The 13,721-nt window shown below is 73.2% G+C and carries 10 protein-coding genes; 6 read left to right on the top strand and 4 right to left on the bottom strand.

All coding sequences use genetic code 11. The features are described 5' to 3' along the window. Nucleotides 1-155: 155 nt before the first annotated feature. Complete coding sequence (locus tag GA0070614_RS28745) at nt 156-1,151, top strand: DUF1152 domain-containing protein (protein ID WP_231933426.1); 996 nt, start codon at nt 156-158, stop codon at nt 1,149-1,151. 112 nt (nt 1,152-1,263) lie between these two features. On the opposite strand, the gene GA0070614_RS28740 is transcribed toward GA0070614_RS28745, so the two are convergent. Together GA0070614_RS28740 and pdxR are read right to left on the bottom strand one after the other, a co-directional pair. After that, nucleotides 1,264-2,361, bottom strand: a complete 1,098-nt coding sequence (locus GA0070614_RS28740) for a winged helix DNA-binding domain-containing protein (RefSeq protein WP_088978884.1) — start codon at nt 2,359-2,361, stop codon at nt 1,264-1,266. A 287-nt stretch (nt 2,362-2,648) separates the two neighbouring features. Next, entirely contained in the window at nt 2,649-4,112 is a 1,464-nt protein-coding gene (gene pdxR / locus GA0070614_RS28735; RefSeq protein ID WP_088978883.1) for a MocR-like pyridoxine biosynthesis transcription factor PdxR, read from the bottom strand. A gap of 47 nt (nt 4,113-4,159) precedes the next feature. Here pdxR and GA0070614_RS28730 point away from each other — a divergent pair, with 47 nt between their 5' ends. The 5 genes from GA0070614_RS28730 to GA0070614_RS28710 all read left to right on the top strand — a co-directional run bounded on the left by GA0070614_RS28730 (nt 4,160) and on the right by GA0070614_RS28710 (nt 8,836). Then, on the top strand, nt 4,160-5,545 hold the full coding sequence (locus GA0070614_RS28730) for an FAD-binding oxidoreductase (protein ID WP_088978882.1): 1,386 nt from the start codon (nt 4,160-4,162) through the stop codon (nt 5,543-5,545). Further along, nucleotides 5,542-5,967 (top strand): DUF6069 family protein, encoded by a 426-nt coding sequence (locus GA0070614_RS28725; protein ID WP_088978881.1) that lies wholly within the window; start codon nt 5,542-5,544, stop codon nt 5,965-5,967. Before GA0070614_RS28730 ends, GA0070614_RS28725 begins: the two co-directional genes overlap by 4 nt. 245 nt (nt 5,968-6,212) lie before the next feature. Next, entirely contained in the window at nt 6,213-6,638 is a 426-nt protein-coding gene (locus tag GA0070614_RS28720; protein WP_088978880.1) for an NUDIX hydrolase, read from the top strand. Between the two features lie 192 nt (nt 6,639-6,830). After that, complete coding sequence (locus GA0070614_RS28715; RefSeq protein ID WP_088978879.1) at nt 6,831-7,331, top strand: ArsR/SmtB family transcription factor; 501 nt, start codon at nt 6,831-6,833, stop codon at nt 7,329-7,331. Nucleotides 7,332-7,369: 38 nt separating this feature from the next. Next, complete coding sequence (locus GA0070614_RS28710; protein WP_088978878.1) at nt 7,370-8,836, top strand: serine hydrolase domain-containing protein; 1,467 nt, start codon at nt 7,370-7,372, stop codon at nt 8,834-8,836. A gap of 89 nt (nt 8,837-8,925) precedes the next feature. Here the strand turns inward: GA0070614_RS28710 and GA0070614_RS28705 are convergent, their stop codons facing one another. After that, nucleotides 8,926-11,988: a non-ribosomal peptide synthetase gene (locus tag GA0070614_RS28705; RefSeq protein WP_088978877.1), complete on the bottom strand. Its 3,063-nt coding sequence runs from the start codon at nt 11,986-11,988 to the stop codon at nt 8,926-8,928. Further along, nucleotides 11,975-13,579, bottom strand: a complete 1,605-nt coding sequence (locus GA0070614_RS28700; protein ID WP_088978876.1) for a class I adenylate-forming enzyme family protein — start codon at nt 13,577-13,579, stop codon at nt 11,975-11,977. The genes GA0070614_RS28705 and GA0070614_RS28700 overlap by 14 nt, the downstream gene beginning before the upstream one ends. Nucleotides 13,580-13,721: the final 142 nt, after the last annotated feature.

The raw sequence follows: 13,721 nt of genomic DNA, 5'->3' as shown, positions 1-13,721 counted from the left end.
CGCTGTCAGCTGCCAGGGCGGATGATCTGCGAGCCTCAGCTGACACATCGACCGTCAGCGGCCATGAGCCACACATGCGATGCGCCGAAGCGCTCCTGCCGATCCCGGTGGGCCACGGGCACCCCGGCAGCACGGGCGTGACTGATCATGGAACGGTGACGAATCCCGCCGCGCTGCCGGCCGACCCCGGTGTGTTCTCGTTGGCCGTACCGCCGCTGTTCGCCGCGCTGGCCCCGGCGCGGAGCATCCTCATCGCCGGAGCGGGCGGCGGGTTCGACGTGTACGCCGGCCTGCCCCTGGCGTTCGCCCTGTGGCGCGGCGGCGCGCAGGTGCACCTGGCCAGTCTGTCCTTCTCCGAGCTGGAGCTGATCGACCGGGACGCGTGGGTGGCGGAGCACGTCGCCGCGGTACGGCCGGACACGACCAGTCCGGACTGGTACTTCCCGGAACGCACGCTCGCCCGCTGGCTGGCGGCTCAGCAGCTGCCCTCGACCGTGTACGCCTTTCCGCCGCTCGGCGTCCAGCCGTTACGGGCGGCGTACCGGCACCTGGTGGACCACCTCGACGTCGACGCGGTGGTGCTGGTCGACGGTGGCACCGACGTCCTGCTGCGCGGCGACGAGAGCGACCTCGGCACCCCGGTGGAGGACATCACCAGCCTGGCCGCCGTGGCCGCGCTGGACGTGCCGGTCAAGCTGGTGTCCAGTCTCGGCTTCGGCATCGACGCCTACGACGGCGTCAACCACGTCCAGGTGCTGGAGAACCTCGCCGCACTCGACCGCGACGGCGGCTACCTCGGCGCGCTGTCCATCCCCGGTTCCAGCCGGGAGGCGGCGCTGTACCGCGATGCCGTCGCCGACGCCCAGGCCGCCACCCCGGACCGGCCGAGCATCGTCCAGGGCCAGATCGCCGCCGCCACCAGCGGCGCGTTCGGAGACGTCCGGTTCACCCGGCGCACCGGCAGCGGGGACCTGTTCGTCAACCCGCTGATGGCGATTTACTTCACCGTCGACCTCGACAAACTCGCCGCCCGATGCCTGTACCTCGACCGCATCGAGAACACCATCGGCAGACGACAGGTCATCACGCGTATCCAGGCGTTCCGCGACGAACTCCGCACCGCCCGCATCCCCCGCGCGTTCCCCCACTGAGCGCCCGGGGGCGGCGTCGTCGGCGGAGGTCGCGGTGTGTCGGTGTCGTCCGGGCGGCTGTGGCCGATCGCGGGTTGGCAGCAGCGTCCGGGCGGGACGTTCGCCGAGACTGCTACGGGATCGGGCTGAACGTGACGGTGCGCCCGGAGCGTGGCTCGGGCTCGAACATGGTCAGCAGGCTCTCACCCTCGGCGACAACGGCGTCGCGCTCGGCGGTGGTGAGCGGGCGCAGCGGTGTGATCCGCAACGTCGCCGCGCCGTCGTCGGCGGCGACCGCCCAGGTCCCCGCCACCCGGCCGTCGACCAGCAGGAAGCGTGCACCGGTGACGCTCAGCCCGCGATGCTCGGTGTCGATGACGCGGCTGCGGTCGTCGAAGCCGAGCACCGCGTTGTCGAACGCCGGCAGGAAGCGCGGCGGCGCCGGGGTCTCCGGGTCGGGCAGCGCGCCGTCGGGCACGTCGAGCAGCTCACGACCGCGTTCGTCGCGGAACGTGCGCAACGACGGGCGCAGCCGTCGGACGGACTCCCGCAGCCCGCTCAACCCGGACCAGGCACGGATGTCGGCGCTGGACGCCGGACCGTAGGCGGCGAGGTAGCGCAGGACCAGCGCGTCGACGGCGTCCGGCGACGCCGGCTCCAACGGACGGCCCAGCCACTGCTCGATGGTGGTGTTGTACGCGGCGCCTCGCGCGCCCCAGACACCACGGGGCGGCACCTGCACGAGTGGCACGAGTGTGCTGAGCGCGTCGCCCAACCAGCGCGGCTCCACATCCGGCCAACGGTCGGCGATGACACGGGCCGCCTCGGTGAGCATGCGGGGCCGCTCCTCGAACAGCGGCCGGCCCAGTCTGGTCAGCTCGTCGAGGTCGACGCCGGGCAGCACCCGGCGCAGCGTCGACCACATGCGTGAGACCAACATCGCCTGGTGCACCGGCCGCAGCGTGCGGCAGTCCCGGGCGGTCACCAGGTGCAGGGTGCGGCGCATCAGCAGCGTGCGGACCGCCTGGCGGCTCAGCAGCAGCTCGGCCAGGGCCGGCGGCCGGAAGCCGGCCAGCCGGCTCCACAACCCGACGTACGGCTCCAGGGGCTCCTGTGCCTGCAACCCCACCAGGTGTTCAAGGGCGTCGGCGACCGGCATGTCGTGCCGCTGCAGCAGGAGCTGACGGGCCAGGAGTGCCCGATTGAGGGTACGGCGGTCGAGCACGCTCATGGCGATGACGCTATCGCCCACCCCGGACATCTTCGGCCCCGTCAACGCTACTCGGGGCCGTGGGAACAGGCGATCCGGGCAGGCGCGTCCACACCCGTGATCCGAGCCCTCGACCCTGTCCGGACTCGACCGTTCACCAGCAACCGTGCGGATCGCACGCACGAGCGAGGTCGGGTACGGACTGGACGCCCGGTCACCGCTGCGGTGCACGGTCGACCCTGCTCCACCGGGTCGTCCGATCCTGGCCGGACGTGGCGGGACGACGTCGGGGGCTGATGCCGATCCGGTCAGGGCCTCGGGTACGGCGTCGTTTCTGGTGATGATGGCGCGGACCGCTCAGTGCTGCGGACCTCGGCGACCGCGTCGGCGAGGGCTGCCACTCCGTCCGCGATGGCCCGTTCGGTGAGGGTGGCGTAGCCGAAGATCAGCCCGCCCGGTCCGGCGGGGCTCAGTCGGTACCGGGAGACGCCCTGCACGACCAGTCCGTGCCGGGCGGCGGCGGCCACGACGGCGGCCTCGTCGAGGTCGTGCGGGAGCCAGGCCACGACGTGCTGGCCCGCCGCGACACCGACCGGCTCCAGTTCGGGCAGCCGTGTGCGCAGTGCGGCCAGGAGCGCGTCGCGGCGGCGGCGGTAGACCGGGCGCATGCGCCGCAGGTGCCGGTCGAACTCGCCGCGGGTGAGGAAGTCGGCGAAGGTCAGTTGGTCGATGACGGGAGAGCCGCGGTCGGCCAGCACCTTGGCCGCCGTGAGGTCGTCGACGAGGTGTGCCGGCGCCAGCAGCCAGCCGAGGCGCAGCCCGGGTGCCAGGGTCTTGCTCGCGGTGCCGCAGTACACGACGGTGTCGGGCGCCAGCCCCTGCATGGCGCCGACGGGCGATCGGTCGTAGCGGTACTCCGCGTCGTAGTCGTCCTCGATCACCAGGGCGCGTCGGCGCTGCGCCCAGTCGATCACCCGGGCCCGCGCGGTGGCCGACAGGACCCCGCCGGTGGGCCACTGGTGCGAGGGCGTCAGCACGACGGCGTCCGCGTCGGTACGTTCCAGCTCCTCGACGAGGACGCCGTCCGGCCCGACCGGGACGCCGATCACGTCCAGGCCGGCGGCGGCCGCGACGGGGCGGGCGTCGTCGTCCGCGCAGGGGTCCTCGACGGCCAGCCGGCGGGCGCCGCGCGCCGCGAGCACCTGGATCAGCAGCGCGACGCCCTGGGCGTAGCCACTGCAGATCACGACGTTCTCCGGGCGGGCCGACGTGCCCCGGACGCGGTTGAGGTAGTCGGCCAGGGCGGTGTGCAGTTCGGGCACGCCACGCCCGTCGAGGTAGGCGAAGTGTTCGTTGGGGGTGGTGGTGAGGACCGTTCGCACCGATCGCAGCCAGGCGTCCCGGGGGAACGACGACACGTCGGTGCGGCCGTACCCGAAGTCGATGCGGGCCGCCGGCCGGCCCTCGGCGCGGCGGCCGGCCGGCGTCGGGGCCGGCTCGACCGCGACCTGGGTGTAGCTGCCGGCCCGGCTGGTGAGGTAGCCCTCGGCGACGAGCTGCTGGTAGGCCTCGACCACGACGCCGCGTGACACTCCCAGATCGGCGGCGATGGTGCGGGTGGGTGGCAGGGACGTCCCGAGCGGCAACCGGCCCGCCCGGATGCCGCCCCGGATCGAGGCGGCGATCTGCCGGTGCAGGGGCTCGGCCGCGGACCGGTCGACATCGATGAGCAGGTCCGCCGCCGTACGCGAATTGGTCCTGATTTGGCCCATGCGATCGGACCTTACCGGGTGTACCGATTTCCGTCAGGCTCGGACGTATGACGACCGCGACCAGCCCTCGCTTCGACGGCCGCCTCCTCACCCCGGGCGACCCGGGCTACGACGCGGCCCGCACCGTCTGGAACGCCATGATCGACCGTCGGCCACGGATGATCGTGCAGGCCGCGAGCGTCAGCGACGTGGTGACCGCGGTGCGCCTGGCCCGCGAACTCGACCTGGAGATCGGGGTGCGCTGCGGCGGGCACAACGTGGCCGGCCTCGCCGTCCCCGCGAACGGCCTGATGATCGACCTGACCCCGTTGAACGGGGTCCGGGTCGACCCGATCCGGCGGCGCGCCCGGGTCCGGGGCGGCGCGCTGCTCGGCGCACTCGACCGGGCGTCGCAGCGGTACGGCCTGGCCACCACCGCGGGCAACGTCTCGCACACCGGGGTGGGCGGCCTGACCCTCGGCGGCGGCATGGGCTGGCTCGCGCGTCAGTACGGGCTGTCCTGCGACAACGTCGTCTCCTACACGATGGTCACCGCCGAGGGGGAGGTGGTGACCGCGAGCCGGACCGAGAACCCCGACCTCTACTGGGGCCTGCGCGGCGGGGGCGGCAACTTCGGCATCGTCACCGACTTCGAGTTCCGACTGCACGACACCGGAACGCAGACCCTGGTCGCCGAGTTCGACTTCCCCGCCGCGGACGCCGTGCCGGTGCTCGAAGGCTGGCGGGACCTGAGCGTCGTCGCGCCGCGGCGGGCGACCCTCACCGCCGATGTCCGTGGCACGGCCACCGGCCCTGTCGCCACCGTCGGCTTCGTGTGGGTCGGCGACCCCGCAGGGGCCCACCGGTTGCTGGCGGCGATGCGTGCGCTCGGGCGCCCGCTCGCCGAGCGGGTCACCACGCCGTCGTACCTCGAACTGCAACAACGCGACGACACCTCCGGCGGCCACGCCTACCGCCGGTACTCCGGCGCGCACTACCTGCGGCAGTTCCCGACCGCGGCGATCGAGGCGTTCCTGCTGCGCGGTGCGTCGGACCTGCACGCCGGCACTCCCCTGCCCGGTGTCGGTCTGCAGGCGCACGGCGGCGCCATCGCCGACATCGCCGACGCCGACGCCGCGTTCAGCCACCGCGGCACCCTGTTCGAGTTCGGCGCCGACTCCCGCTGGACCGACCCCGCCGAGGACGACACCCGGATGGCAGCGGCTCGCACGGCCGCAGCCGCGCTCGCCCCGTACGCCGACGGCGTCTACGTCAACTCACTCGCCGCCGACGAGGGGCAACGCGGGGTACGCCGCGCGTACCCGCCCGCCAAACTCGCCAGGCTCACCGCGCTCAAGACCAGCTGGGACCCGCAGAACGTCTTCCACCTCAACCACAACATCCGGCCCGGCCACGCCCGAGCCGAGGCCGACCGATCGAGAGGATGCCGATGACCTCCACCGCCTCCACCGACCGGCTCAGCACCCAGGGCCGGCAGCGCCGCCGGCTGCTCCTACCCGGCCTGGCCGCCGCGGCTGCCGCCGCCGTCACCGTCACGGCGGTCGCGGCCCTCGCCATGGCCGCCGGTGTCGATCTCGAACTGCCCGACGGCGGCGAATCGATTCCCCTGGCCGGCTTCACCCAGCTCACGTTCACGTTCAGCGTCGTGGGCATCCTCATCGCGTGGGCGATCCGTTGTTGGGCGTCCCGGCCGGCACGCACCTGGGTACGCACGGCGGTGGCACTCACCGCGCTGTCGCTCGTACCACCGTTCCTGGTCGACGCCGACCTCGCCACCGAGTGCACGCTCGTGCTCGCTCACCTGGTCGCGGCCGCGATCGTGATCCCCGTCGTCGCCCGTCGGCTGGCCTCCTGACGACCGCCCGCCACGGCACCCCGGCGTCGGTGTGGAACGGGGCCGGCAGCCCTCACACCACGCCCGCCCCAGCCGGCCAGCCGGCTGCCGCATGCTGCCGACCTGCTCCGCTACCGGCGATGCTCCGGCGTGGGATCCGACGCGGGTCGGCCGGTAGCGGTCGCGCACGGTCGACGGCGGATCAGGATGCCGGCCACCGCTCGGCAGGGCACCGTGTCGGCTACCACCGGTGGCAGGATACGGCGGTGTCGAACTCCGCGGACGGCTCTCCCAAGGCTCGCATCGTCACGGCGTTGCTGCGCGACGGCGATCGGGTACTGCTCTGTCACCGGTCTCCCCGGCGCCGGTGGTACCCCGACGTCTGGGACCTGCCCGGTGGGCACGTGGAGCCCGGGGAACTGCCCGGCGCGGCACTTGCTCGGGAGCTTCGAGAGGAACTGGGCATCGACATCCCGGCGCCATCGGATCCGCCCGTGCACGAAGTTCACGCCGACACGTTCGACATGCAGATCTGGCTGATCGACGCGTGGACGGGGTCTCCGGTCAACGTCGCGCCGGACGAACACGACGCCATCGCGTGGTTCACCGAGGACGCGTTCGGCGACCTGTCCCTGGCTCATGACAGCTACCCCGCCCTGTTCAGCAAGGTTCTTGCCGAGCATCGAGCCTGACCACGACGGCACCCGCGCTCCTCGCCAGAAGCGGATGCGGACGCTCGGGCTCCGGTGACCGTACGAGGCGGCGCTGGCCTCGGTCGTCCCCGGCAATGGCTGGCCGGCCCTGCCGTCGACTCCGCTTCCACCACGGCCGCAGCCACAGAACATCGTTGGCACGTAAGTGCGTAAGTACGTACTATCGTGGCTATGACCGATGTGGAGGACCGGCTCGCCGCTCTCGAGCGACAGGTTGCCGGGCTGGTGAACCGGCTCGCCCCCAGCGATGCGGCGCCCGCCGACGCCGGCACCTTCTGGGCCCTGGAAGGACTGCGCGATCGCATCGACGACGACGCCACCGGCGCGGTCCTCTACACGGGGATCGTCCGACTGGCGGGCCGCCGTTTCGAATGGCAGTACGGTCGCTCGGTCGACGACACGCTCGACAGCGACTGGTCCGAGGTGGCGGCGAGCCTTGCCGCGCTCGCCCACCCGGTACGGCTGCGCCTGTTGCGGGAGATCCTCGGCGGTCGCGAGGCCACCGCCGCGTTGGCCGAGCTGGACGGGCTCGGCACCACCGGTCAGCTGCATCATCACCTGCGTCAGCTGACCGCCGCCGGGTGGCTGCGCAGTACCGGGCGCGGCAGGTACGCCGTGCCCGCCGAACGGGTCGTACCCCTGCTGGCGGTGCTCACCGCGGCCCGCCGCTGACCGGTTCCCCCGCACCGCCTCCCCCTCGAAGGAGCATCATGCGCAGGCCCGTCATCGTCGCCATCGTCGTCGGTCTCGTAGCAGCAGTCGCCGGCCTCGGCGTCAGGCCCGACGTGCCCCGCCTGACCGACCAGGTGACAGGTGACCGGGCGCTGGCGACAGCGGTCCGCGGCGTCATCGATGACCCGCAGGGACTGCGCGGCCTCGCGGTGGCGCTCGTCGACGGCGACGGAGTGCGCATCGCCGGCCTCGGTGATCGCAACGCCGCCGGCGATCCGGTGACCGCCGAGACGCCGTTCGAGATCGGCTCGATCCAGAAGACGCTCACCGGCATGCTCCTCGCCCACCGAGCCGAGCAGGGCGCAGTCGACCCGGACGGCCCGATCCGCACCGCACTGCCCGAGCTGACCGGGCCGGTGGGCGAGGTGACCTACACCGAACTCGCCAGCCACCGCTCCGGCCTGCCGAGGCTCGCCGGCACCGGCGTCGGGCAGTTCCTCCGCACCTGGTGGACGGGGCTCACCGCCGGTAATCCCTACGCCGGACAAGACGTCGACTGGTTGCTCGACGCCGCCGCACAGGAACAGCCGGATGACACCCGCGGGCAGGTGCACTACTCGAATCTGGGCATGTCGCTGCTCGGCCACGCGCTCGCCGCAGAAGCCGGGACCACCTACCCCGCGCTGCTCGAACGCGAGCTGTTGCAGCCACTGGGCATGACCGACACCGCGCTGGTCACGGAGGTCGACGCGCCGCCGGCCGGCCACGCTGCCGGCACCAAGGCCGGCGGCCGAAGCCCCGAACTCTGGCGCGGCGCGGGATACGCCCCCGCAGGCATCGGCGCCTGGTCCACCGCCGACGACCTTGCCGCGCTCGTCAAGGCGATGCTCGCCGGCACCGCGCCGGGCGGGGCAGCCGCCACTGCCCGCTTCGACGACGGCGACGACAGTCGCATCGGGTACGCCTGGTTCACCACCCGCCACGGCGACCGGGACATCGTCTGGCACAACGGCGCGACTGGCGGCTTCAGCTCCTACGTCGGCTTCGACCGGGTCACCGGACGCGGCGTCGTCGTGCTCGGCAACACCGACCGCGGCGTCGAAGCCATCGGACGGCGCCTGCTCGGCGTGCCGGCACAGCACGCGGGTGACACCGGTCCGGGGCTGGAAGGCTGGATCGGCGCAGGTGTCGCGATCGTGTTCGCCTTCTTCCCTGCGGTGGCGGTGCTCTCCACCACCCGCCGCGCCGCCGACCGCCTGACCCTGGTGCCCGCCGTCGCCTGGGCGGTGCTCTATCTCGGCCTGGCACACCGCCTCGGTGACTGGTCCGTCGTCGCCGGATGGCTGTGGTCACTGGGCGCCGGGCTCACCACAGCCGCCGCCGTCCACGCCGCCTACACGTCGCGTGCGCTGCCCGTCATCGCTGCGAACCCACGGCGGCGAGCCGTGTCCGTGGTGGCCTCCACCATCGTCGCCGCTGTCGCCACGATCGTCATCGTCCCGTGACCGACGGGTCCAGGGTCACCCAGGCCACGCGGCGGATGCGGCGCGCAGGGCAACCGGTCGACGGCCAGGCTTCGAAGGACCGCGCTCTGTCAGAGCCGTGTGCCCCGCAGCGCGCCGGCCACCTCCTCGGCCATCCCGGCGATGGTGGGCCTGTCGTACATGACGTGCAGGGGTAGTTCGACACCCAGCCGGGCACGGATCCGCGCCGATATCTGCGCCACGGTCAGCGAGTGCCCGCCCAGGTCGAACAGGTCGTCGTGGATGCCGATCGCGGTGGTCCCGAGCACGTCGGACCAGATCTGCTGGATCTCGCGCACCGGCCCGGCGGCGGTGGGGGTGTCACCCTGCGGGACCCCGGCGTCGGGGTTGGCGGCGACGACGGGGCGGGCGCGCAGGGCGACGCGGTCGATCTTGCCGCTGGTGTTGAGGGGCAGGGCATCGATCAGCGCGATGACGGCCGGCACCATGATCGCCGGCAGCGCGCCGGCCAGGTGCTCCCGGAGGGAGTGTGGCGACGGTGGCGTCGCCGTGGGCACCACGTAGGCGACCAGCCGCTGCTCCCCGGCCTCGCCCACGCTCACCACCGCCGCGCGGGCCACCTGCGGGTGCTCCAGCAGCCGCGCCTCGATCTCGCCCAGTTCGATCCGGTGCCCACGCAGCTTGACCTGCTCGTCGCGCCTGCCGGCGAACTCCAGGACACCGTCGTCTCGCCGGCGTACCAGGTCTCCGGTGCGGTAGAGCCGTGCTCCGGGCGGGCCGAACGGGTCGGGGCGGAACCGGTCGGCGGTGAGTCCGGGCCGGCCGAGGTAGCCGCGGGCCAGCCCGACCCCGCCGATCCACAGCTCTCCGAGCAGGCCCGGCGGCACCGGATCGCCCCACTCGTCCAGGACGTGCACGGTGGTGTGGGCGATCGGGCGGCCGATCGCCCCCTGACCGGCGTCCGGCAACTCGGCGACGGTGGACCAGATCGTCGTCTCGGTGGGGCCGTACACGTTGAGCAGTCGTGCGGCACGCCCGGCGAGGCGCTGCGCCAGCGGCTCGGTGAGCGCCTCACCGCCGGTCAGTGCCGTGATGCCGTCGACGGCCAGGCCACCGTCGAGCATCAACTGCCAGCCGGACGGGGTCGCCTGGACGTGGGTGACGCCCCGGTCGGCGACCAACCGGGCGATCTGGTGTCCGTCGCGGGCGACCTCAGGGGGCGCGATCACCACGGTGCCGCCGCTGATGAGCGGCAGATACAGCTCCAGGGCGGCGATGTCGAAGGTCAGCGCGGTGAGGGCGAGCCAGCGGTGCCCGGGGCCCGAGCCGAGCCGGTCGCGGAAGTCCCGCAACAGGTTGGCCAGCGAGCGGTGCTCCACCTGCACACCCTTGGGCTGGCCGGTGGACCCGGAGGTGTACAGCACGTAGGCGCACTCACCCGGGTGCGCCGGGCGCCCCGGCGTGAAGCCGCCGGCCGGTGAACTCCCCGAGTCCCACAGCAGGATCGGCGCCCCGTCGACGGCCGGCAGCACGCTCGTGCACTCGTGGCTGGTCAGCACCAGATCCGGCCGCGCGTCGGCGAGGATCCGGGTGTTCCTCGCCGACGGGTGGTCAGGGTCGAGCGGAAGGTAGGCCGCACCACTGCGCAGGACCGCGAGCTGAGCGACCAGCGCGTCGACGCCGCGCCGGGCCAGCAGGGCCACGAGTGCCCCGGCGCCGATCCCGGCGTCACGCAGCCGCTGGGCCAGCGCGTCGATCGCCGCGCCCAGCTGCGCGTAGGTGAGCGATACCGGGCCGTGTTCGACCGCGACGGCGTCGGGCGTCCGGCCGATCTGTTCGGCGAGCAGTTGGGGCAGGGTGACCGGTGGTGCGCTGATCGCAGCCTCGCCGGCCGGCGACTGTTCACGCCCGGTGAAGGGCAGGTCGTGCCACGGGGTGTCGGGGTGCTCGGCCACCGCGCGGAGCAGCTCCCGCCAGTCGCGGGCGACGCGCTCGACGTCGTCGCGGCTCACCACGCCGGGGTCGAACTGCAGGCTCACCCGCCGCTGTTCCGGGCCGTCGACGATGTGGATCCGGAGGGCGCCGCGGCTGGTGTGGTTGGGCAGCGCCCAGTCCACGACGGTGTCCAGCCCGGGGAACTTGGCAGCGGCCTCCCGTCGCCGGTAGCCGAGCGTGACCGGGGCGAGGGCGACCGCCGGCCGGACCGCGCCGACCGCGCGCGCCAGCGGCACCTGCCGGTAGCGGTAGAGCCCGTCGGCGTCGGAGCGGAGGCCGAACTCGGCGACCAGCCGGGTGGTGACGTCCTCGAACGTCTCGCCACGACGCGCGGCCAGGGCGACCGGCAACTCGTTGACGTGGGCGCCGATGTGGTGGCGCTGCGCGGGTGAGCGGGTGCCCAGGTCGACGCCGATCACCGGCGTCTCGTTGCCGTAGCGGCGCAACAGCAGCAGCCAGCTGGCGAGTGTGATCACGAAGGTGGTGTGCCCGAGCCGGCGGCTGGTCGCGCGGATCGCGGCCCACAGGCTGTCGTCGAGGTCGAAGGTGACGGCCTCGCCCGGCCCGGCCGTCCCGGGTGTGCCGCGCAGGCCCGGCAGCACCACGTCGGTCCCGCCGGTGTGGTGTCGGGCCCAGAACCGCTTCGCCCCGGGGAGCAGCTCCGCCGGCCCCTCGTCAGGCGCGGTGTCGAGGGTGGGCAGCACCTCACCGGCGTACGCGGCCGCCAGATCGTCGACGAAGATGGAGGTCGACTGACCGTCGAAGACGAGGTGATGGGCGACGACCAGCAGCCTGGCCCGCTGCGGGGCCAACCGGATGAGGGTGCAGCGCAGCAACGGACCGCGCGCGAGGTCGAAGGGCCGCTCGATCTCCGCCCGCTCGACCGCCGGCGCGTGACCCGGATCGAACCGCAGGTCCACCGTGGTCAGCAGCGGCGGCGTCGCGGCGGCCACGCGTACCGGCAGCCCGTCGCGCTCGACGAAGGCGGCGGCCAGCACCGGGTGCCGGGCGACCACCTGGCGGATCGCGCCGGCCAGCGCGGCGTCGTCCAGCGGGCCGTCGAAGGTGATCGCGAACGGCATCGAGTAGACGGTGCCCAGCCCGCCCATGCGTTCGGTGAACCAGATGCCGCTCTCGGCGGCCGTCGCGGGCGCACCGTACGGATCACTGGTGTTCATCGTGACTCTCTTCCGTGACGGCGGGATCGGTGGTCAGCGTGGCCAGGAAGGACCGCCCGAACGGGTCGGTGACGGCGGCGGCGGGAGCCGGCGCCGGTGGCTGTCGGCGCACCGGCGGTTCGAGCAGCCGCCGGATCTCGGGCTTGATCGGCTTGCCGGTGGCGTTGCGGGGCAGGTGGTCCACCACGAGCAGCCGCACCGGCAGCTCCGCCCGCGACAAACGGGTGGACAGGAAGTCGCGGACCTCGTCCAGGTCGACCGGGTGGTCCAGCCGCACCACGGCCGCCGGCACGCTGCCCATCACCGGATGCGGCACGCCGACCGCGGCGGCCTCGGCGACGGCCGGATGCTCCAGCAGCGCCGCCTCGATGCGCAGGGTCGAGACCTTCAGCGCGCCGGACTTGATGACGTCGGATTCGCGGTCGACCAGGATCAGGAATCCGTCGGAGTCCAGCCGGCCCAGGTCTCCCATCCGGACCCACCCGTCGCGGAACACCGCCGCGCTGCCCGACGGGTCGCCCAGATAGGCGCGAGGTGGGGCGTCGGAGCGCAGCCAGACCTCGCCCACCTCCCCGGGCGGCAGTTCCCGGCCCAGGTCGTCGGTGATGCGCAGGTCGTGGCTGCTGACCGGGCGGCCCAGCGCCTCCGGTCGCCCGGGGTCGACGATCATGCTGATCTGTGCCGGCACCGCCTCGGTCGAGGTGTAGTAGTTGACCAGCACGGCCTGCGGAAACGCCTCGGTCAGGCCACGGGCGGTGGCCGGCGGGAGCGCGGCGGCCGACGAGCTGAGCAGTCGTACGCAGGACAGGTCGTGCCGCCGGTGGGCCTGGCTGCGCAACAGTTCCGCCGCCATCGACGGGACCAGGAAGACGGTGCCCGCGTCGTGCCGCGCGATCAGGGCGCAGAAGCGGTCGGCGTCGAAGCGGCCCGCGCACAGCAGGGTGGGAGCGGCGGTGAGCGCCTCGATCAGCATCATCTGCCCGGCGTTGGTCCCGATCGGGAAGGCGTGCACCATCAGCTGGGAGTGCGCGTAGCGTCTCGGCCGGGGGTCGAGCACCTGGCCGTGGCACAGGTTGGCGTGGCTGGCGGCGACGTCCTTGGGTTCGCCGGTGCTGCCCGACGTGCACACGATCTGCGCCACGTCGTCCGGCGCGGGCGTGTCGGGCTCTGCACCGGGGACGGACGTCGCGGTGGCGGCCAGGTCGCTGCCGCAGGCGCTCCACCAGGCGCCGTCCGGCACCGGGCGTCCATCCTGGTGCAGCACCGCGGTCGCGCCGACCCGGCGCAGCAGGTCGTGCAGTTGTACCGGCGACAGGCTCGCCGACACCGGCACCGCCGCCGCGCCGGTGGCGACGACGCCGCAGAAGGCGACCGCGTACCCGCACCAGTCGTCGTCGTAGAGCAAGGCGACGCGATCACCGCGCCGCACGCCACGGCGGGACAACGAGTGGGCGACGGCCTGGGCGTCCCGCTGCCAGTCGGCGAAGGTCAGACGTCCGCCGCGACTGTCCATGATGGCCGTCCGTGCGGGGTTCCGCTCGGCCCGGGCACGCAGCAGACCTGGCACGGTCAGGGGTGGGGCAGCAGGCATTGCGGACCTCGCATCGGCTGTGGGCTCCGGACACTAACACCGCCGGATCCACCGATGAAAGATGCTTCAGAATCTTTCAGCATGGTCTTGCACAAGCCTCGGGCGATGACGCAGAGTCGGTGACCGGCGTGCCGGAACCACC

The sequence above is a fragment of the Micromonospora coxensis genome (assembly GCF_900090295.1).
Classification (GTDB): domain Bacteria; phylum Actinomycetota; class Actinomycetes; order Mycobacteriales; family Micromonosporaceae; genus Micromonospora; species Micromonospora coxensis.
Note: the sequence above shows the minus strand (reverse complement) of the source record. Positions and strands in the feature narration are given on the sequence as shown.